We start from the raw sequence: 21,857 nt of genomic DNA on the forward strand, positions 1-21,857 counted from the left end.
ATGGCTGGAGCTTTTGCAGGTGGTGAAGGTGACTTTACAACAGCATTTGAACCTACAGCAACTGCTATGGAAAAAGAAGGTAGTGGATATATAGTAACATCTATAGGAAAAGATTCTGGAGAAATACCATTTACAGCTTACTCTACTACTAGATCTTACATGAAAAATAATAAAGATTTAATTCAAAGATTTACAAATGCTGTTTATAGAGGTCAATTATGGGTTCAAAAAGCTCCTAGTAAAGAAATCGCAGAAGCTATGCAACCTTTCTTTGAAGATATCTCTCTAGAAGATTTAATAACAGTTGTAGATAGATATAAGTCAATAGATGCATGGTCTCAAAACCCTGTATTAAAAGAAGAAGGCTTAAATAAACTAATGGATGTTATGAAAGAAGCTAAGGAATTAGATAAAGAAGCACCTTATAAAGACATCGTAAACACTGAGTTTGCAAATAATGCAATAAAAAATATAAAATAAATATGTATCAATTTTAACTAAAAGCTTACAAAACTTATAAAAAGAGTCTTTTAAAAGACTCTTTTTATAAGTGAGATTAAAGTTTATATTAAAAAATAGAAATCAAAGTATTGTAAGAATACCTATATATCTATCCTCTGTATTCTGCTCCAGCATTGATTTTTGTGATTTGAACAGCAACCATTTCCTCATTGCTTCCATTAGTAATTTCATGCCATTCTCCTGTTGGCACAAAAACAGTGTCACCTTTTTTTACATCACATTCATGTTCCCCAAGTTTCATTTTCCCTGCTCCTTTTAAGAAAACAAATATTTGTTCACCATTAGGATGTCTATGGGCATTAAGAACTTGATTAGGTTTAAAATAATAAACTTCTGAAGTTATATCATTACCAGCAAATACTGGTATTTTTGGTACTGCTGCATCATTATATTGAGCTAAGCTTCCATCTAATAGATTCTTTTTATTTTCATGCATACTATAAATACCTCTTTTCTATATTATAGATTTACTATTATTATTCCAATATAAAAAAATAGTATTCTCCTCATATACAATAGGAATAAAATTCTTTTCTAAATATAATGAATATGTGTTACTATATTTTAAATAGTATATATCCATATATTTATAAAAAAAAGGCATAAAATATACTATTTTATGCCTTTTTTTATAAATGCAGCTTTTTCAATACTTACATAAATATAATTTGTTTATTTGTCAGTGAAATGTCAGTAATTTTTTTGGATTTTTTTATTGATTTTTCCTCTTTTTATGATTCTCATAAACATTATCTTTGTATTTATATTTTTAAAATTTATAGAAATCAAACATATTAATTTATTACTCTAAATAGTTTTTGCATTGAATTATTTATACTTTATAATTTTTTTGTTTTAGCTATACCATATTTCTATCATAAAGAGTTCATCTAATTTTATTTCCATTCAAATTCTTTTTAAATTAAAAATTAGTTATACTACATAAATTTCCATCGAAAATATTTGCGTTTCTGTTTTTTTATTTTAACAAACTTCGCTTTTAATTTTTTAATTAAATTCATAAATTTTATTTTTTATAAATTTCATCTAAAATTTACCTCTTTGTATTTTAGATTTTAAATACACTCCATAGAATTATGCGGTGTTTTATACCTATCGCATATAAAATTCCTTAAAATCCATTTAAATGCATAATTAGATGCTTGAGTTATAAATGCACCTAAAAAGTTAACTATATTTATATTATGTAAACTTAAATGGATTTTGAAAGCTTCATTTATATTTTTAAATAATCAAGATAAACTTGCAATTATTTTCGTAGTAATTTATATTAATATTATGAATATTTATTTTATATTCATAATATTAATATAAAATATAAAGGGGGTTCAGTCATGGAAAAAATAATGAATTTTTTAAAAGAAAATCCAACCTTCTATTTTACTACAGTTGAAGATAATAAACCAAGAGTCAGACCATTTGGATTCCTTTATAATTATTGGGTTTTTACATAAAAAATACTAGATATAAATTTATGATTTATATCTAGTATTTTTATTTGTCGCCTATCACTTTCATCTATCAAAAACAATTGTTTTCCATATTGCAAAAAATTCTCTTGTATAATATGTCGGAACAAATGAAAGCTTTGACTTACTAGCGTAAAAAGCAATATTTTTATATTCATTTCTAGATGCTAGTATTTTACTTCTAAGAACATGAAAATCAGTTGTTACAATTTTTACTTTTATATCTTTTATTCTTTTTCTACTATGCTCTTCTATCTTTAGCTTTGAATATTTAAAGTTTTCATAAGTATTTGTAGATTTATCTTCTTCTATTATTCTATTATTATCTATACCATTTTTAACAAGATAATCCTTCATAGCTTTTGCCTCAGTTATATTTTCTCCATTACCCTTACCACCTGATACTACTACATAGCACTCATTATTAACTTTTAAATATTTTAAAGCAGTGTTTAATCTTCCCTTTAATGTAGTACTTGGCGTAGTCTTTTTTACAGAAGCTCCTAAAATCAAAAGATAATCACTTTTTGTCTCAAAACTATTTTTAGGATAAAAGATTATTAAGCTTTCAGTAATTATGAATACTATTAAGAAAACAATAATTAGTATTTTTAGCACTTTATAAAAAACCTTCTTTTCTTTAATTTTCTTTTTTAAGATTTGATAAACAATTAATAGCGTTCCTATAACTAAGAAAAATCCACTAAATGAAATACCACCAAAAACTATTTTAAGATAGAAATAGTAAATTATAAATATTAAACCCAATATTAAATTAATCATATTTCCATAATCCTTTTTATTTGTTTTTATTTTTATATAAAGAAATATCTATGCACTCTATAAGACAGTTATATTCTCCATCTATCCAATTAATCCAACTTGCCATCGATACATTTTCTCCAAATATATTTGTCTCCGTTTTAAATTTTGAATCTTTATTTTCTTTTAATCCATTAATCGGACAGTTATTACAAGGAATATTAGATTTTAATAACGACTTATAACATTTATCTCCTATTTTTATTTCTAAACCTAAACTTGAGACCTTGTTATTAACAAAAAGAAGTTCATAAGTATTCGTATTTACTATATATATATAATTATCAATAGAATCAAGAACTTCTTTTAGTGATAGATTAGAATCTTCATATTCAATTTCCTCTTTAAGATTTTCTTCTTTCACGCTATCATTACTTATATTAGTTTCGAGTTTATTTTCACATATGCAATCATTATAAAGTGCATACTTATCTTTCCCTTTACTCTTTGCATAGTAAAGTGCCATGTCTGCTTTTTGATAAAGCTCTTCAAATACAGTTCCATGTTCTGGTACAAATGAAATTCCAACTGTACCAGATATCTTATACGTTTTTTTATTTTCAGTATAAGAATTTCTAAATATATTACATATTTTATCTGCTTTACTTTTAGCATTTTCAAAAGATTGTATATTCTTTAAGAATACTATAAACTCATCACCACCAATACGCCCCACTATATCATCTCTTCTAAATATAGGCTTTAATTGTTTAGAAACTTCATACAGAACTTTATCTCCAAAAACATGTCCTAAATTATCATTTATTGATTTAAAATTATCTATATCAATAATAAAGAAAGCATGAATCCCCGAATTTGATTCTTCTGAATTTAGAAAATCTTTAATAAGATTTTCTGTAGTACCTTTATTATATAATCCCGTCAAAGTATCTCTTTCAGCTTTTAATTTTAATTTGATTTCTTCATTTTTCTGTTCGTCGATGTCTTTAATATAAGCAAGTGCTTTTATATCATTCGTAATAGAATCTTTTATTAAATGCATTGTACAAAGCACCCAAATCATTTTATCATCTTGATTCATTCTTCTATATTCTAACTTTATTTCACTTATATTATTTTTATAGGCTTCTAATAAATGTTTACATAAAAATGTATTTAAAAATACTTCTTTATCATCTTTATGAATAACAGTCTCTGATATAGACTTCACAATTTCAGAGTAGTCATTACTTGGTTTAATTCCAAATTGTTGATACCAATTTTCATTTCCCATTATAAAAATATCCTTTGATACATTTATTTCATAGGTTATTATCGCTTCTGATAATATAGCAGAATGATATTTGTCTGCTTGATTATATCTTATTTCTGCTTCTTTTTGTTCACTTATATCTTCTTGTATCCCAATAGCTCTTATAGGTTTACCATCTTCATCAAAAATAGTAGTTAGTGTAATTTTGTTCCATATGTAGCCTTCATCTGGAACTCTTATTTTGACAACACAACTTGCAGTTTTTTCTCCATTTATTATCTTCTCATACATTTTTATAAAATCTTCACTAAAATCTTTATAAATAATTCCCGCTTCAACTAAAGAGTAAGGAACATTTTCATTTATTTTATCAATATTATAATTTCCCATGCTCTTATTAGTATTTACAAGCGATTTTGTATTTATATCATACTCAAATATAATATTTGATGTTTGATTTAATGCAATTCTAAATCTTTCTTCATTAATTTTGAGTTTTTGTTCTGCATTTTTTAAATCAGTTATATCAGTTAAAATCCAAATTCCTTTTTTACTACCATCGCTATCAGTAATGAGCCTTCCTTTGAGAGAAACCCATATAATATTACCATTGCGTTTTTTTATTCTATGTTCACCTACAGCAATATTTCCAATAATCAACTGATGCCTTATATTTTCAAGAATCTTTTTTCTATCATCATAAAAAACAAGATTACATGATTTATATTGAAGTTCCTCTTCTAACTGTTTACGTGTATATCCAATCATTGATAGATAACCAGAGTTAGCATATTGTATAGTAAAATCCTCATCAAATTCTGTTATAAGTATTCCACCTAATATATTTTCTGATACCATTTCAAGTTCTAAATTCTTTTGTTCCATCTCTTTTTCTAATTGTTTTGTTTTAGTAATGTCTACTGTAACACAACAAAGATATTTTTTACCATTAGGTTCTACTATAAGTTCCCCCTTATCAGCTATCCATACTGTATCACCACTTTTAGTTATAACTCTGTATTCCAATTCAATGGTTTTATTTTTATAGAGTTGTTCAGAAATTTCTTTTTTTACTCTTTCAACATCATCTTTGTGTATTATTTTATAAAAACTATTATTAAATAGTGTTTTTATTTCTTCTCTTGTATAACCAAATAAATCAACAAATCCATCACTTAAAAATTCAAACTCACATTTTTCATCAACAGTACATTTTTGAACTCCTCCAGGAATGCTATTTGTAATAGATGATATTTCCTTATTAGCTTTTAGAATATGCTTTTGCGATTTATTATTTTTATAAAAGATATATATTATTAGTACAATAAATAATAAGAACACTTTACAAATTAAAGAAAATGCTAATTGATTTATTTTATCAATATTTTTTCTTACAGTGTATTGTGGTATTACTGAAAGGACATACCAGTCATTTACACCTATTGGTGTATATGTTGCATAACGTTCTTTACCTTTATATTTATATGAAATAAAGCCACTCTTTTTATGTTTTGTATCTTCATATACTTTTTTATAGCTATAACCAATATCAAAAGAAGCTTCCTTGAATATATCATATATATTACTACTTGCTCCAACTATAGCATTTGTATGTGAAGATTTCAAAACAAATTGTCCACTAGATTCAAATATATCTATATATCCTTCACTATTGAAACTTGTTATATCAATAAATTCAGCTAACTTGTCATTATAGTATGAACCATATAAAACACCAATAACTTTATTGTTTTTATATACAGGTGTAGCTATAACAAAAGTATCCTTCCCATCAATAGGAGATTTTACTACTTCAGATATATTACTATCTCCACTAATTGCTTTCTTAAAATATTTATAATTTGATATATCAACAACTTTTCCATCGCTAGTATGACTTCTTCCATCAGGAGAAGCAATAGAAATTCTTTGAAAATCAGATTCCTTTGATATTTTAGCCAACAATGGAATTATCTCAGGATTATCTATAGTATCAAAATATGAAACCATATTCGCTACACTCTTAACAAATGATAATGAACTGTCTAGTTTTATTTTTATGGCATTAGAGCTCTGTAAAGATATTTCTTTTAAATTAACTCTATTGTTTTCTTCTTCTTGAACATTAGTTTTAAATGCAAAATCAGAAAAAGAAATTATTGTGAATAAAAATATTAAAATAATACTCATTGCGCTTTTTAACGATTTTGCTCTTATCACTTACTTACCACCTCCAAATTAAAATTCATTGACCTATATTTTATAGACTAATTTTTCAAATTCTTTAACTGGTAATGGTTTTGAAAAATAATAACCCTGAATAATATCACAATTTGCTTTTCTTAACATTTCTACCTGACTTTTAGTTTCAATTCCTTCAGCAACTACTCTTATTCCCAATTGCTTAATAAGCGAAACTATACTTTTTATGACAATTTGACTTTTATCAATATTCTTATCATCAATAAAAAATCCTCTATCTAGTTTAATTACGTTTAAAGGTATATTTTTAAGCATATTCACAGAAGAATATCCTGACCCAAAATCATCCATCGAAAGTATAAATCCAATATCTTGTAGACTTCTACTTACCTCAAACAGAGTATCCGTATCTCCAAACATACTAGATTCAGTAATTTCAATTTCTATTAAACTATATGGTATTTTATATTTATCACATATATTAACTATTTTTGTAATAAAATCTTTTTTAAAAAAATCAACTCTTGAAAAGTTTACAGATATAGGTAAAGGTGAAATACCTTTATCAAATAAAGTTCTAATTTCTTTACAAGCTTGTTCTAATATGTACATATCAATTTTTGTAATAAACCCATTCTTTTCAAATATAGGAATAAAATCACTTGGATATATAAATTCTTTTTCTGTATATTGCCATCTAACTAGTGCCTCACTTCCACAGAATTTCTCTGATTTAATATTGTATTTTGGTTGTAAATACATTATGAATTGATTATTTTCAAGTGCATATTCCATCTTTTTTTCTATTTTATCTTCAAGTAATAACTTATCTCTTAGCTCGTCATTAAAAAAAGCAAAATTTATATCTCTATTATTTTTTATTGATAATTTAGCAAGTGAAGCTCTATCACTATATGCACTTATAGATAAGCTCTTATCCTTAATTTCATATATTCCAAAAGATAAGTTTACAACATCATTATTGATAATGATTTTTTTAATAACATTTATTATATCTTCTCTTGTGTCATACGATAACAACATATTAAAATTATCAGAACTCACACGAGCAAAAGTTTCATTATTATGAGTTATACTATCTAATGTATCCGCAATATCTTTTAAAATTGAGTTTCCTTTTTTATGACCATATATATCATTAATTGCTTTGAATTTATCAATATCAAATATAACCATTGCATGTTTATCATTTTGTGATGCTTTCTTTAGCAGATTTCTAACATCTAACTCAAATTTTCGCCAGTTTGAATAACCAGTTACAAAATCTGTATATGCCATTTTTTCTATAGTTTTTTGACTCTTTGCTTTTGAATATAATATGTACAGTATAACACCTAAAAACAAAAATGAAAGTATAATCCATCCAATAATTGTAATTATCATTAAATTATTTAGTTTTTTAGATACGACCATCTTTGGAACGACTGATATTATAAACCAATCATTTATTCCTAAAGAAGTATATGCCATATAAAATTCTTTTCCTGATTCTTTAGCCTCTACTACGCCTTTATCTGATATTTTCATATTTTTAAAAGTAAATATTTTTTTAAAATTAACTTGTGAAAGATTTGTAATATTTGAATTTGAATTTTTATGATAAGATGGAATGATTATTTCACCATTGCTATCACATATAAGCGAAAAACCTTCACCATTAAAGGTTGAAATAGACAAAAATTCAGATACAAACTCAACATCATAATCAGCTGCAATAACAGCAACAATTTTACCATTATTGTATAATGGGACTGCATATGTTTTAGTCAATTTTCCAGTATCTTTATCTATTAGGGGCTTTGATATATTAGCTGTACCTTTAATGGCCAACTTAAAATAATCCCTATCTGAAAAATCTGTTCCAAAAATACCTTTAGCATAACCTTTACCATTCGGTAAAATCATACCAATGTTATTATAGTTGCTATTTTTATTATATGATTCCAAAATTTTCAAAGTTTCTTCTAAATCAAATTTATCTTCTATTTCTAAAAGCTTAGAAATATTTTCCAATTCGTTTAAATTACTTTTTAATTTACTATTAATTGCAATTTTACTCTCTTCACTAATTTCTGACAAGTAATTTTTTGTTTCATATTCAAGTACATCATCCATATTACTTATATAAAAAAACGCAAATACACTAAAAAAGAATACTACTATAAATGATATTAATATACTTTTTAATATTTGCCTACTGTATTTCAAGTGGCTACACCTCACCCTCTCAATTAGTTATATTTAGTTGATTCACTTTATTTTACTATTAAAAACTCTTTTTTACAATTGAGTTTCATAAATTGTTAATAAAGAACAAGTTAAATAAATATATTACTTATGGAATAATAAATTTAAAGGGTATAAATACAACAATAACATATTTAATCATATTAGTCTTATAGTTACTAATGTAATTAAATATGCTATTTTTTATATTTATACCCATTGACATGTACTTTTAAATTTATATAGCTTATATGAAGGTTTCTATTTTTCTAAATGTTCTCTTCTTATTGAAGATGTTTTAAAATATTCAACTAGTTTATTTTTATCGTTATTAAAGATAGCCTCTTTTATTAAATTTACTTCTATCTCAAAATTTTCTATACATTTTAATAAATTATCTCTGTTTCCTAAAAAAAGTTCACTCCATAGGTCTTCATTCATATTTGCAATACGAGTTAAATCTCTATAACTATCTCCAATAAATTTACCTGTATCTCTATCTTCTTCGTCACTATTTATAAGAGCAACTGCCATTACATGAGGTAACTGAGATGTAAAAGCTATCATTTCATCATGTTTTTGTGCAGTCAATTTTTTTACTCTTTTAAAACCTATTTCTAAAATTAAATTCTCAACAAACTCTAAGTTTTTTATATTATTTCTGCCAGTTGGAGTAATTATATAATTTGCTTTTTTAAATACCTCATCGCTAGCAAAATCAATTCCCTTTTTTTCTCTACCTGCCATTGGATGACCAAATATAAAATCTACATCATCTGGAATAATTTTCAAGACATCATTTATAAGAACTTCTTTTATTCCTGTGGTATCAGTAATTATAGTTCCTTTTTTGAAAAATTCTTTGTTATTTTCTAAAAAATTTACAATTAATCTAGGATATATAGACAATATAATCAAATCAGCTTGTTTAAAAAACTCCTTACCTGTAGTACATCCTTTTTTGATAATTTTTAACTCTTCTGCTTTTTTCAGAGTTTCAGAATCTATATCTACTCCAAACACATCTTCATATCCAGCTTTTTTTAATGCCTTAGCAAAAGAACCTCCTATAACTCCTAATCCTACAACAACAATATTCATTATTCTTATTTCCCCCTAGATTATTTTTTCGTTAAATTCAAATTTAAGATTTTTATTAATTGCATTTTTGATATTATATACAGCATCATTTAATGATTTAGCATTTAAAATTTCTATATCTGCAGCATTTTTATAAAGATTTATCCTTTCATTATAAAGATTATATAATTTCTCTTTTCCATCTTGTAATAAAGGTCTTGAATTAATATTTATATCCTCTAAAATTTTTTCTATAGGTCTATTAATAAAAAGTATTATTCCTACTTCTTTGAGTATCTCTATATTAATATCTTTTTTTATTACACCACCACCAGTAGAAACTACTGTTTTATCACTAGCAGAAAGTTCTCTACATGCTTGTGTTTCATAATTTCTAAAAACATCTTCTCCTTCCAAAAATAGCTCTGCTATACTTTTTTGAGATATTTTATTTATATAATCATCCATATCACAAAAACTACAATTATATTCCTGTGATAAAAGTTTTCCAATTGTAGTTTTTCCACTACCCGGCATACCTATTAATATTACCTTTTCTTTGTTTATCATAATCAATCCCCCTATAAAAAGTTTAATTTTATTTCTTCATATATAATATTTAAAGCACCACTATCTATTTTAATATTTTGCCATATTTCTTGAGACTTTACTGCTTGCCCAACCAACATATATAATCCATCACACGTTTTTTTACCTAGACTCTGACCAATTTCTAAAAAATAAGTTTTTTTAGGATTGTAAATCAAATCTACTAACATATCAAAATTCTGTATAATAGATTTTGGGACAGGTGATACTCCTACATTAGGATACATTCCTACTGGAGTTGCATTTAATATTATATCTCCTTTTATATTCTTAAGCTCTTCATAATCTATTAATATAGCTGAATTATTTGATAGCTTTTTATTATCTTTTTTTCTAGTTGAAACATAAACTTTACCTATTCCAGAATCAAGAAGGTATGTAATGGCTGCTTTAGATGCACCGCCAGTACCTAATATAACAGCTGTCTTTCCTTGAATATCAATATTAGCTACTTTGAACATAATATCAAGTCCAAAATAATCTGTATTATAGCCATATAATTTGTTCTCTTTAAGTAAAATTGTGTTAATTGCCCCTATACGCTTTGCTTCTGGAGATATAAAATCTAAAAACTCCATGACTCTTTCTTTATATGGGACAGTAATATTTACACCTTTGATTCCCAATAATTTTATAGCATCATCCAACATTGGTATATTTTCTTTTGAAATCTCAAAGTTCTTATAAGCACCTTCAATATTCAATATTTCAAATAACCTCTTATGAATTTGAGGGGAAACACTATGAGATAGCTTTTCACCTATTAGACCAAAAAAATTCATCTTTACACCTCCTAATCATTCTGTTTAAATAAAAAATTATATTTATCTATTCAATTTTATTTCTATATACACCGATAAATTTAAAGTATGCTGTATTACGTTCTATCATGTCTAACAAACTACATACTTTTGAATCATATATAGAACATTCGAAATCTATATAAAAGAAATATCTCCAAGAAGCATTTTTCATTGGTCTTGATTCTATTTTTGTCATATTTATATTGTTTTCAGCAAAGTATCCAAGTATTTTATAAAGCTTTCCAGCTTCATGCTCAACAGAAAATACGATACTCATCTTGTTTGACTCTTCTTCAATGTGTATCTCATTACTAATTACCACGAATCTAGTATAATTGTCTGTCATATCATTTATACATGGACTTATTATTTCTAATCCATAAATCTTTGCAGCTTTTTTACTAGCAATTGCTGCCTTTGTTTTATCCTGAAGTCTCTTAACAAGTTCAGCACTAGTTGCTGTGTTATTAAAAGGTATCAATTTCCATTGACTATTTTGTTTTAAAAATTCACTACTTTGACCTATTCCTTGTGGATGTGAATATATTTCTTTAATATCTTCAAGCTTTGTACCCTTTATCCCAATTAAATTTTGATTTATTTTTATACATTCTTCTCCAACTATATAAAATCCATATTTTCCTAAAAGGTCATAAGTCTCAGAAATCGCTCCTGTAGACGAATTTTCTATAGGTATTATTCCATAATTTATTTCTTTATTTTGAAGTGCTATAAAGACATCTTCAAATTCTTTAAATTGTTTTTTTATGATTTTAGTATTAAAAAATTTTGTTAGTGCTTCTTCTGTAAATGAACCTGATATACCAGGAAATCCTACTAGGAGATTTTTTTTATTAAGTTCGCTTTTTACTGATTTATATTTATATATATTTAACAAATCAAAATTTTCATTTAATGAATTTGAACTATTTTCATTTTTTTCCTCTACATTATTATCTATTAATCTTTTTTGCAAATTCTTACTAACTTCCATTATTGAATTAAAAAATTGCACAGTCTCTTGTGAATATTTTTTATCTTCTAGATTATTTACTGCTTTACTCAATACTTTTTCTTCTCTATCTTTTTGAAGTATAGTAGTATTATTTCTCATTTTATGCCTAGCAATTTCGAGAACTATATTCATCCTTTTTTCAAATAATTTGACAAGTTCCTTATCTATATCATCAATTTTATTTCTATATCTCGTTAAATCCTCCATTATTATCGTCCTTTCATCAAATCAAAAATTCCAATAGCTGTTACTGCTTCTATTACAGGTATAGCTCTTTGAACTATACAAGGGTCATGTCTACCTTTAATAGCTAAAACATCATCTTTTTTATCTTCTATATTAACAGTGTTTTGTTGTTTACTAATTGATGGAGTTGGCTTAATTGCTACTTTAAAAATTATTGGCATTCCATTTGTAATCCCTCCAATAACCCCTCCATTATTATTAGTTTTACTTTTTACTGTATCTCCAACGTAGTACATTTCATCATTGCTTTGAGAACCATACATATCTGTAATATCAAATCCCAATCCAAATTCTACACCTTTTATGGATGGAACAGAAAATAGTAAATGTGATAGAGTAGATTCAACAGAATCAAAAAACGGATTTCCAACACCTACATTGACACCTATCACTGCACATTCAATTATACCTCCAACTGAATCTCCCTGATTTTTTGCATCTAGAATAGTATTTTTTATGGCTTCTTCCTTTGATAAATCAAGTAAAGGTAATTCTAAATTTTGTAAATTTAATAATTCTTGTTTTGAAATGTCTACATAATTAAAACCCTTATCCTCTATATTCTTGATTTTTTTAATATGAGCTCCTATCTCTATACCTTCTTGTGATAAAATTTGTTTACATATAGCACCACAAAATACTAATGGAGCAGTTATTCTTCCTGAAAAATGTCCTCCTCCTCTATAGTCATTAAACCCAGAATATTTTATATGACCTGTATAATCTGCATGACCTGGTCTCATCAAGTTTTTAACTTTTCCATAATCTTTTGAACGAGTATCACTATTTCTTATAATCGCACATAATGGAGTTCCTGTAGTTTTTCCATCAAAATATCCACTTAAAATTTCTGGTATATCACTTTCATTTCTTGAAGTTGATATAGAATTTTTTCCTGGTGCTCTTCTTTTCATTTCTTTGTCAATCTTATCAAGGTCTAACTCGATACCTGCAGGAAGTCCATCTATATTTATACCTATAGCATTTCCATGAGATTCTCCAAAGATGGATATTTTCAAATTATTTCCCCATATTCCACTCATCAATTCTTCCTCCTAACATCTCAAAATCTTTAAAAAAATGTGGATAAGACTTTGATACACACTCAAAATCTTTCAATATGATTGGCTTATCACATCTACAAGAAGCAATTGCAAGTGTCATTGCAATCCTGTGGTCTTTGTGACTCCATACTTCTACACCTCCATTTAATTTGCTTACTCCTTCAATTATCAAACTATCCTCTTTTTCTTCTATATTCGCCCCTAGCTTACTCAACTCAATATTTATTGCATGAAGTCTATCACATTCCTTAATTCTAAGTCTTCCAGCATTTATTATGGTCGTCTTCCCTATACTTAAAGCTGCTACCACAGATAAAACTGGTATTATATCTGGACATTGAGATGCATCTATCAAAGTACTATTTAAACAGTTTGCTATTCCTTTGATTTTGTTGTCTTCTCTTAAAATTTCCATACCCATTCTTGATAAAATCTCGATAACTTCACTATCTCCTTGAAGAGAATTTTCTTTAAGGTCAAGTATGTTAATATCTTCTCCAATAGCATCTGCTGATAAATAAAATGCACCTTGAGAATAATCTCCTTCAACTTTATAATCTCTAGCTTTATAAGTTTGATTTCCTTTTATGATAAATTCTTTATAATTATTATTTACAATTTCTACTCCAAAATCTTTCATAGTTGAAATAGTTAAATCTAAATACCCTTTAGATTCTAGTTCAGTGGTAATTATTATCTTTGAATCACTATCTAATGTAGGCAATATAAATAATAATCCTGTTATAAATTGAGAACTTATATTTCCTTTTACTCTAAATTCATCTGGTTTAAGTTTTCCTGATACAATTAAATCCAGTTTATTTTCTTTGTAGCTATATTCTATCCCCTGTCTGTCAAATATCTCATAATAAGTATCAAGTGGTCTTTTTCCAAGATTACCTCTTCCTATAAATCTTTTTACTCCATCAAAAGCTAAAGATATAGGTACCAGAAATCTTAAAGTAGAACCTGACTCATTACAATCTATAGTCAGTTTAGGTTGATTCAATTGATTCTCTTTATTTAAGATTGCTTCTTTAGAATAGATTCCTGTGATTTCTAAAATATCTTCTTTTTTTTCTATAGTTGCTCCTAATGATATCATTGCTCTTATAGTAGCTATAATATCATCAGAAAAATCTATATTAGAAATTCTACTTTTTCCATCACTTAAAGCTGCACAAATAACTGCTCTATGTGCCATACTTTTTGATGGAGGAATTTTTACATTGCCTGATAATTTGCTTGGATATATTTTTAAGCTTCCCATCATTTTACCTCCTGAAAAAATTTAGAAGTAGTATCATATATAATACTTTCTCCAATATCCTTTAAAAGTATTATTTTTAGTGTATCACCTAGATTTTTTTTATCGAGAGATATAGTATCTATTATAGATTTATTATCTCCTAATTCAACTTCATAAGGTAAATCATAATTTATTAAAATTGATTTTATAAGTTCTGATGTACCTTGTTTTGTAATCCCTCTTTTTTCACTCTCTAATGTTATCTTATACATACCTACACCAACAGCTTCTCCATGAGTATAACCTGTAAAGTTATAGTGTTTCTCAATAGCATGACCTAGTGTGTGCCCAAAATTTAAAAGCATCCTATCTCCTAAATCTTTCTCATCAGCTTCAACTACAGTTTTTTTGAGAAGGCAACATTTGTGTATAATGTATTCTATATGGTGCATCACTTCTTCCCTGTTTTTTAAGTTTACAAGCTTATTAAAAAAAGTTTTATCTTTTATACATCCATACTTTATAACCTCTGCCATTCCATCTCTATAAAATTTTTCTGGAAGAGATGATAATACATCTGGGTCAATAAATACTGCTTTAGGCTGATAAAAACTTCCCACTAAGTTTTTTCCTCTTTCAAGGTCAACTCCAACTTTTCCACCTACAGAACTGTCCACTTGAGCTAATAAAGATGTTGGAATTTGAATAAAATTTACACCTCTTAAAAAAGTTGCTGCTGTAAATCCTCCTAAATCTCCAATTACCCCTCCTCCTAGTGTAATAATCAAATCTTTTCTAGTTAACTTAAAGTCAAGTAAACTATCATATATTTTAGGTAGAGTGTTAAATGACTTTGTCTCTTCACCAGCTTCTAATATTATAGCTCTAGTTTCAAATCCAGATTCAATCAAATTATTTTTAACTTCATCTAAATATAATTTTGCTATATTTTCATCTGTAACAATAAAAATCTTATTCCCAGAATATATTTTTTTAATTTCTTTACCTATATTTTTTAATATACTTTTTTTTATAAATATATTGTAACTATTCTCTTTTAGATTAACTAATAATTTTTCTTCCACGTTTAACCATCCTTCTATAGATTATATTTCTCTTCCAACTGCTGATGCGATAGTTTTTAGTTCATTTATTAATCCATCATACTCATCTGGTTTAATTGATTGTTTACCATCACAAAGTGCATGAGCTGGGTCATTATGAACTTCTATTATTAAACCATCTGCTCCAACCGCAATTGCTGCTTTAGATAGAGAGTCAACCATCCATGATTTTCCTGCTGCATGACTTGGGTCAACTATGACTGGTAAATGGCTAAGTTTTTTTACAGCTAAGATTGCACTTAAATCCAAAGTATTTCTAGTGTATGTTTCAAAAGTTCTTATACCTCTTTCACAAAGAACTACATTTTCATTTCCTCCAGCCATTATATATTCAGCTGACATTAGCCACTCTTCAATTGTAGCAGATAATCCTCTTTTTAAAAGTATTGTTTTATTTGTTTTTCCTAATTCTTTTAATAAATCAAAGTTTTGCATGTTTCTTGCTCCAACTTGAATTACATCTACATTTTCTTCAAATATATCTATATCTTGTGTTGACATTATTTCTGTAACTATAGGAAGACCTGTTTTTTCTTTTGCTTTTTTTAATAAATCTAATCCATCATATCTTAATCCTTGGAAAGCGTATGGAGATGTTCTTGGCTTGAATGCTCCTCCTCTTAAAAATCCTGCTCCTGATTTTTTTACATCTTCAGCTATAGAAACTATTTGTTCTTCTGTTTCAACAGAACAAGGACCAGCTATCATAGTAAGTTTTTTTGACCCAATTTCCATACCATCGACATTTATAATTGAAGGTTCTGGATGAAATTTTCTATTTGCTTTTTTAAAAGGTTCTACTACATGCATAACTTTTTCAACTACCTTATTTGCTTCTATTCTTTTAGCATCTATCTTACTAGTATCTCCAACTAACCCTAAAACAGTTAATTCTTTTCCATCTATAGGATTCACTTCTACACCCTCTCTACAAATAGCTTCTATTAATTTCTTAACTTCTCTCTTATCTGCTCCTACTTTTAATACTACTATCATCTTTACTACCCCCTAATATTGTAATTCTATATTTGAGTTTAAAATAAAAAAGAGAACTCATTAATGAGTTCTCTAAAATAATCTATTAAGCATCAAATCTTACATGACCGTATAAAATAATCATTTTTATAAAATTTACCTATGCCCAAGGTTATTAAAATCAAGGCCTCACCAGAAAGGAATTACATGTATTTTTGTAAAAGAAATAGCCAGCGCTAAAATAAAAGCCCCAGAACATAAAATAAAAAAAGCTATAAAGTTTTGCCACTAGTTCTTTTAAAATCCCTTTCATAGTATTATCCTCCATTTTTATAATTTATTACTCTTCTTGTTTAATAATTATAGCAAAGAAAATATAATTGTCAATATTTTCTATAAATATTTTCAATTTAAAATATTTCTTTATTTTCTTAATTCACTTTTTCTTTTAATACCTTTTTCTAAAATCGTTTAAAAAGCATCTTATTTTTACAATAATTTTTTTATTTTAAATATTATAATTCCAACAAAAACTATGCCTAACATCAAAAGTAATGTTGCTGGATATCCATAAAGCCAATTTAGTTCTGGCATATACCTAAAGTTCATTCCATATATTCCCGTTATAATTGTAAGTGGTGCAGAGATAGCCGTAAGTAAAGTCAATTTTGTAATCAAGTGATTCGTTTTTTCACCTACTCTAGAAGAATAAATATCTAGGAGTTTATCTGCCAGCTCACGTGTTGATAATGCAAAATTATATAATTTATCAATACCAAAATCTATCCCTTGAAAATTTTCAAGATTATATTTTTTTACATTGGAGTATTTTAAATATCGTATATTTTCTTTAATTATTCTATCTCCAATATATAAAAGTGGTCTGGTGTTTTTAACTATAGTTCTAGTCAATCCTCTTACATCACTTATTCTAGAAACATGATTTTTATGAATATTGTCCATCATCTCATCTTCTATTTCAAGAATTAACTCTTCAACTTTTTCTAAAGATTCGAAGCCATTTTTTATAACTTCTCTAAAAATTAAATAATTTATCTTAAAAAGGTTGATGACAGGATTTTTTTCAAGTTGAGAATTTTTTAAAATAAGATTCTTTACAAATTCAAATAAAAAATGCTCTTCATTTACAACAACTAATATAAAATTATCTGATAAATACATATTTACTTCTTCTATAACAGCTTCTCCATTTCTCAATTCAAAGGTATTTAGGCTCAAAAAATCATAATTATCAAATAAATCAAGCTTTGTTATTTCATCAAATTTAAGACAATCATTAAATGTTATTTCATCTATATCCAAAGTTTCCTTGAGTAATTTTAAATTTTTTGGAGCACTTAATATAAGATATGAATTTTCTGGTATATAAAATTTCACTCTAAAATCTTCCACAATCTCTCTTGTATTCAAATTCAATATATACATAAATCTACTCCTAAACTTCAGTTTACATTTTAAAAATTACATATATTTATTACTGTAATTATTTTTCACTATTTCAGTAATTATTATTTAATATTTATTTATATTAAATTTATTAGAAAATAAATATTAAATCTTTTATCTTTTAACTTAGACTTTTCTTACAAATTATACCATACTTTTATTTTAAAATGTGTTTAATATTATCAATGCTAAAAAAGTACTAAAAAATGAAATGCATATACTTAAATTAATAATAGCATACACACTTCATTTTAACTTAATCTAAATTATACAATTGTAGTATCCATTTTGTCTATTCATCATTTAGTCTATATCCAACACCAACTTCTGTAATTATATACCTAGGGTCAGCGGGTTGCTTCTCTATTTTTCGTCTTAATGTTGCCATAAAAACTCTTAAGGACTTAGTTTCATTTCCTATAATACTACCCCATATTTCTTTTATTATAAAATTATGAGTAAGTACTTTTCCATGATGCTTTGCAAGTAATGAAAGAATATTATATTCAATTGGTGTCAAATGTACTTCGTTATTGTCAACAATGACTTTTCTTTTATCAAAATCAATAAATAACTCATCTACTTCAAACGTAGACCTAATCTCTTCTTTTTGCTGTAATTCTACTTGTGAGTGTCTAAACGCAACCCTTACCCTAGCTAATAACTCTACTATAGAAAATGGTTTTGTTAAGTAATCATCTGCACCTGCATCAAACACTTCTACCTTTTCTCTGTCTTGTTCTCTAGCTGAAACTACAATTATTGGTATATTTGAAAACTGCCTAATAGCTTTTATTACCTCTATTCCATCCATATCTTCTAGCCCTAAATCCAAGAGAACGACATCTGGAGAATATGAGACAGCAATTGATATTCCTTCTTTACCAGTTATAGCCTCTTTAACATCATAATCTTGTGTTGCAAGTGCAGTAGATATAAATTTTCTTATTGTTTTATCATCCTCTACTAATAATATAAGTTTTTTACTCATTTCTTCCTCCAAAACTAGATTTCAAAATTTCATACTATTCATTTTCTTTGGGCAAACTAAATTTAAAAGTTGAACCTTTATCTTTATTATTTACTACTAAAATTTCACCTTTATGAGCTTGAATTATAGATTTACAAATTGATAATCCAAGTCCAACACCTTTTCTAGAATCCTTAGTACCTTCTTCTCCAGTAAAGAATCTATCAAATATATGCTCCTTCAGTTCTTTGGATATTCCAGGACCATTATCAGACACTTCAAACCAAACATAATCTTCTTTTTCATATACAATTATATTTATTTTACAATCCTCTTTTGAATATTTTAAAGCATTATCTATTAGATTAATTAAAACCTGTTCTATTAATTTGGCATCCATAGGAACAAATAATATTTGCTCTGGTATATTAATATCTATAATTGCATTTTCAATTCTTTTTTTAATATTTTGTAATGCCTCTGATATAATTTCCTCAACAAGTTCAGAACGTTTTTTGACTTCTAACTTTCCTTCATCTATCTTAGTCATGCTAAGTAAATTTTCAACAAGTCTTATTAACCACTGAGTATCTTCATATACACCACTAAGTAGCTCGTCTATTATATCCTGACCTATAGTATCTTTATTTTTTATAATTGTACTAACTGCTCCAGATATTCCTGCTAATGGTGTTCTGAGGTCATGTGAAACTGCTCTTAAAAGATTACTTCTAAGCCTCTCTCTTTCTATCTCAAGATTAGTATTTTCTTTTGCTTCTGATAGAATTTCTCTATCAAGAGCTATTGCCATTTGAGCAGTTATTGTTTCAATTAAACTTATATCTTCTGTATCTAATTTTGAATCAACACACGATATACCAATAACCCCCAAAGTTGAATTCATACCTATAATTGGTATATAATATCCTTTTGAACCAGGAAGTGTATCTGTATCACTACCTGCTACTGTTGAATTAGACAAGACCCAACTTGCAACAGCTTTTTCATCTTCTATATTTAAATCGTTTTTATCCTTATTAGCAGTATTTTTTTTATAGAACTTTGATTTCTTATCCTTATCCATATTTAAATAGCAAACTATATCTCTACTTAGACTAAGACATAAAAGTTCTATACCCTTATTTACTATATCATCTTTATTTGACAATCTTAAAAATCCCTTAATTATTTGATATATCATTTTTGTATTTTCTTCTCTTTTAGCAGCTGTATCTGCCTCATGTTGTATCTTAGATGTAAGAGTACTAGTTATTATACCAACTATTGAGAATACAACTAATGTTACTATATAATTTGAATCAGCTATTGACAATGTATATAAAGGTGCTGTAAAAAAATAATTTAACAGTACTATATTAAATACAGAGCTTATTATCCCTGTACTATATCCTTTAGTCCACATAGAAACCAAAACTACACCTAACATATATATTAGTAATATATTTTCTCTTATAAATCCCATACTTTGTACTATATATGCCAAAATGCTTATCACTAAAGTAATAATTATAAGTTTTATAAAATCAATTTTACTGATTTTAAATTTTGATTTTATTGATGAGTTATCCTTTTTAGGTCTATATTTAACTTCTGAAGCAAATTTGTAAGGGATTATATGTATATCTATATAATCAACTTCATCTATCAATTTGTCAACTATATCTTTTTTCAGTTTTTTACTCAATTTTTTAGTATTTGAATGATTTCTACCTATTACAATTTTTGTTACGTTTCTTATCTTGGCAATTCTAAGTATCTGTTCTATTACATTTTCACCATGTAAAACAATTATCTCACCACCTAACTTCTTAGCTAGTTTTAAATTGTTTTGTAATTGTTTTTGTTCCTCAAAAGGCAATTTTGCTGTATTTGGAGTTTCAACATATAAAGCTATCCACTTAGCAAATGTACTATCTGCTATCCTAGACGCGGTTCTAATAACCTTTGCTGAAGATGGAGATGGGCTTATACATGCAAGAAGTGTATCTGATGTAGGTATTACTGTTACATCACCCTTTGATAATCTAGTCATTTGAACTTCTTTATTTACTCTTTCAGCTGTTTTTCTAAGTGCAATTTCTCTAAGTGCAACTAAATTGTCTTTTATAAAAAAATTATCTTTCGCTCTAATTGCCTGTTCCTTTTTATATATTTTACCTTCATTAAATCTTTCAAGAAGTACATCAGGTTCAACATCTATAAGCTCTAATTGTGTACTTGTATCTAAAAATTTATCTGGTATAGTTTCTTTGACTGATACATTTGTAATTATCTCCACGATATCATTTAAACTTTCTAGATGTTGTACATTTACAGTAGTATATACATTTATACCTGCTAGTAATAATTCCTCTATATCCTGCCATCTTTTGGTATGCCTTAACCCAGTGACATTGGAATGAGCAAACTCATCAACTAATATAACTTCTGGCTTTCTTGCTAATGCCGCATCTAAATCAAACTCTTTTAATTTTATAGACTTATATTCTATTTCTTTTACAGGAAGAGTCTCTAATCCATCAAGTAATGCTAATGTTTCTGGTCTAGTATGTGGTTCAATATATCCAACTACTACATCAATCCCTACTTTTTTTAAATTTTGTGCAGACTCCAACATAGAATAAGTTTTACCTACACCTGCTGCATACCCAAAAAATATTTTTAACTGACCTCTATTTAGTTTTTTCTCTTCATTCTTTATTTTTTTTAATAGAATATCAGGATTTGGTCTGTCCATC

Annotated in this window: 17 protein-coding genes and 1 pseudogene; 2 read left to right on the forward strand and 16 right to left on the reverse strand. The window is 26.7% G+C overall.

Annotated elements, in window-relative coordinates; all coding sequences use genetic code 11:
- Window positions 1-480: an ABC transporter substrate-binding protein gene (locus KGF45_RS01655; RefSeq protein WP_227828085.1), complete on the forward strand. Its 480-nt coding sequence runs from the start codon at window positions 1-3 to the stop codon at window positions 478-480.
- Between the two features lie 130 nt (window positions 481-610).
- Here the strand turns inward: KGF45_RS01655 and KGF45_RS01660 are convergent, their stop codons facing one another.
- Window positions 611-958: a cupin domain-containing protein gene (locus tag KGF45_RS01660; protein WP_227828086.1), complete on the reverse strand. Its 348-nt coding sequence runs from the start codon at window positions 956-958 to the stop codon at window positions 611-613.
- 919 nt (window positions 959-1,877) lie between these two features.
- On the opposite strand from KGF45_RS01660, the gene KGF45_RS20390 reads away from it, so the two are divergent.
- Window positions 1,878-1,997: a pyridoxamine 5'-phosphate oxidase family protein gene (locus KGF45_RS20390; RefSeq protein ID WP_413926576.1), complete on the forward strand. Its 120-nt coding sequence runs from the start codon at window positions 1,878-1,880 to the stop codon at window positions 1,995-1,997.
- A 60-nt stretch (window positions 1,998-2,057) separates the two neighbouring features.
- On the opposite strand, the gene KGF45_RS01665 is transcribed toward KGF45_RS20390, so the two are convergent.
- The 15 genes and pseudogenes from KGF45_RS01665 to KGF45_RS01730 form a co-directional block, all read right to left on the reverse strand.
- Window positions 2,058-2,795 (reverse strand): YdcF family protein, encoded by a 738-nt coding sequence (locus tag KGF45_RS01665; protein WP_227841664.1) that lies wholly within the window; start codon window positions 2,793-2,795, stop codon window positions 2,058-2,060.
- Window positions 2,796-2,811: 16 nt separating this feature from the next.
- A complete protein-coding gene (locus KGF45_RS01670) occupies window positions 2,812-6,267 on the reverse strand; it encodes a PAS domain-containing protein (RefSeq protein WP_227829925.1) in 3,456 nt (1,151 codons plus the stop codon).
- A 33-nt stretch (window positions 6,268-6,300) separates the two neighbouring features.
- On the reverse strand, window positions 6,301-7,653 hold the full coding sequence (locus KGF45_RS20395; protein ID WP_413840484.1) for a putative bifunctional diguanylate cyclase/phosphodiesterase: 1,353 nt from the start codon (window positions 7,651-7,653) through the stop codon (window positions 6,301-6,303).
- A 54-nt stretch (window positions 7,654-7,707) separates the two neighbouring features.
- Window positions 7,708-8,385, reverse strand: a pseudogene (locus tag KGF45_RS20400) (cache domain-containing protein); the annotation flags it as partial.
- Window positions 8,386-8,757: 372 nt separating this feature from the next.
- Entirely contained in the window at window positions 8,758-9,597 is an 840-nt protein-coding gene (locus KGF45_RS01680; protein WP_227841665.1) for a prephenate dehydrogenase, read from the reverse strand.
- A 15-nt stretch (window positions 9,598-9,612) separates the two neighbouring features.
- Window positions 9,613-10,146, reverse strand: coding sequence for a shikimate kinase (locus tag KGF45_RS01685; RefSeq protein ID WP_227829928.1), 534 nt, complete (start codon window positions 10,144-10,146; stop codon window positions 9,613-9,615).
- A gap of 11 nt (window positions 10,147-10,157) precedes the next feature.
- The gene (gene aroE, locus KGF45_RS01690) at window positions 10,158-10,967 is read right to left on the reverse strand and encodes a shikimate dehydrogenase (RefSeq protein WP_227829929.1); all 810 of its coding nucleotides are present in this window, start codon (window positions 10,965-10,967) and stop codon (window positions 10,158-10,160) included.
- Between the two features lie 46 nt (window positions 10,968-11,013).
- A complete protein-coding gene (gene pheA, locus KGF45_RS01695) occupies window positions 11,014-12,210 on the reverse strand; it encodes a prephenate dehydratase (RefSeq protein WP_227841666.1) in 1,197 nt (398 codons plus the stop codon).
- A 2-nt stretch (window positions 12,211-12,212) separates the two neighbouring features.
- A complete protein-coding gene (aroC, locus tag KGF45_RS01700) occupies window positions 12,213-13,292 on the reverse strand; it encodes a chorismate synthase (protein ID WP_227829931.1) in 1,080 nt (359 codons plus the stop codon).
- Window positions 13,270-14,583 (reverse strand): 3-phosphoshikimate 1-carboxyvinyltransferase, encoded by a 1,314-nt coding sequence (gene aroA / locus KGF45_RS01705; protein ID WP_227829932.1) that lies wholly within the window; start codon window positions 14,581-14,583, stop codon window positions 13,270-13,272. The genes aroC and aroA overlap by 23 nt, the downstream gene beginning before the upstream one ends.
- Complete coding sequence (gene aroB, locus KGF45_RS01710; RefSeq protein ID WP_227829933.1) at window positions 14,583-15,647, reverse strand: 3-dehydroquinate synthase; 1,065 nt, start codon at window positions 15,645-15,647, stop codon at window positions 14,583-14,585. Before aroB ends, aroA begins: the two co-directional genes overlap by 1 nt.
- A gap of 21 nt (window positions 15,648-15,668) precedes the next feature.
- Window positions 15,669-16,682, reverse strand: coding sequence for a 3-deoxy-7-phosphoheptulonate synthase (gene aroF / locus KGF45_RS01715; RefSeq protein ID WP_227829934.1), 1,014 nt, complete (start codon window positions 16,680-16,682; stop codon window positions 15,669-15,671).
- Between the two features lie 468 nt (window positions 16,683-17,150).
- Entirely contained in the window at window positions 17,151-18,107 is a 957-nt protein-coding gene (locus tag KGF45_RS01720) for a CorA family divalent cation transporter (protein WP_227829935.1), read from the reverse strand.
- Between the two features lie 313 nt (window positions 18,108-18,420).
- Window positions 18,421-19,119, reverse strand: a complete 699-nt coding sequence (locus KGF45_RS01725; RefSeq protein WP_227829936.1) for a response regulator — start codon at window positions 19,117-19,119, stop codon at window positions 18,421-18,423.
- Between the two features lie 34 nt (window positions 19,120-19,153).
- Window positions 19,154-21,856 carry a sensor histidine kinase gene (locus tag KGF45_RS01730; RefSeq protein ID WP_227829937.1) on the reverse strand — a complete coding sequence of 901 codons (2,703 nt, stop codon included), beginning with the start codon at window positions 21,854-21,856 and terminating at the stop codon, window positions 19,154-19,156.
- Window position 21,857: the final 1 nt, after the last annotated feature.

Source organism: Clostridioides sp. ZZV14-6154, assembly GCF_020657785.1.
Classification (GTDB): Bacteria; Bacillota; Clostridia; order Peptostreptococcales; family Peptostreptococcaceae; genus Clostridioides.

Coding starts and splice junctions, on each gene's coding strand:
- KGF45_RS01655 (WP_227828085.1), top strand. CDS start 1: ATGGCTGGAGCTTTTGCAGGTGGTGAAGGTGACTTTACAACAGCATTT.
- KGF45_RS01660 (WP_227828086.1), bottom strand. CDS start 958: ATGCATGAAAATAAAAAGAATCTATTAGATGGAAGCTTAGCTCAATAT.
- KGF45_RS20390 (WP_413926576.1), top strand. CDS start 1,878: ATGGAAAAAATAATGAATTTTTTAAAAGAAAATCCAACCTTCTATTTT.
- KGF45_RS01665 (WP_227841664.1), bottom strand. CDS start 2,795: ATGATTAATTTAATATTGGGTTTAATATTTATAATTTACTATTTCTAT.
- KGF45_RS20395 (WP_413840484.1), bottom strand. CDS start 7,653: ATGATAATTACAATTATTGGATGGATTATACTTTCATTTTTGTTTTTA.
- KGF45_RS01680 (WP_227841665.1), bottom strand. CDS start 9,597: ATGAATATTGTTGTTGTAGGATTAGGAGTTATAGGAGGTTCTTTTGCT.
- KGF45_RS01685 (WP_227829928.1), bottom strand. CDS start 10,146: ATGATAAACAAAGAAAAGGTAATATTAATAGGTATGCCGGGTAGTGGA.
- aroE (WP_227829929.1), bottom strand. CDS start 10,967: ATGAATTTTTTTGGTCTAATAGGTGAAAAGCTATCTCATAGTGTTTCC.
- pheA (WP_227841666.1), bottom strand. CDS start 12,210: ATGGAGGATTTAACGAGATATAGAAATAAAATTGATGATATAGATAAG.
- aroC (WP_227829931.1), bottom strand. CDS start 13,292: ATGAGTGGAATATGGGGAAATAATTTGAAAATATCCATCTTTGGAGAA.
- aroA (WP_227829932.1), bottom strand. CDS start 14,583: ATGGGAAGCTTAAAAATATATCCAAGCAAATTATCAGGCAATGTAAAA.
- aroF (WP_227829934.1), bottom strand. CDS start 16,682: ATGATAGTAGTATTAAAAGTAGGAGCAGATAAGAGAGAAGTTAAGAAA.
- KGF45_RS01720 (WP_227829935.1), bottom strand. CDS start 18,107: ATGTATATATTGAATTTGAATACAAGAGAGATTGTGGAAGATTTTAGA.
- KGF45_RS01725 (WP_227829936.1), bottom strand. CDS start 19,119: ATGAGTAAAAAACTTATATTATTAGTAGAGGATGATAAAACAATAAGA.
- KGF45_RS01730 (WP_227829937.1), bottom strand. CDS start 21,856: ATGGACAGACCAAATCCTGATATTCTATTAAAAAAAATAAAGAATGAA.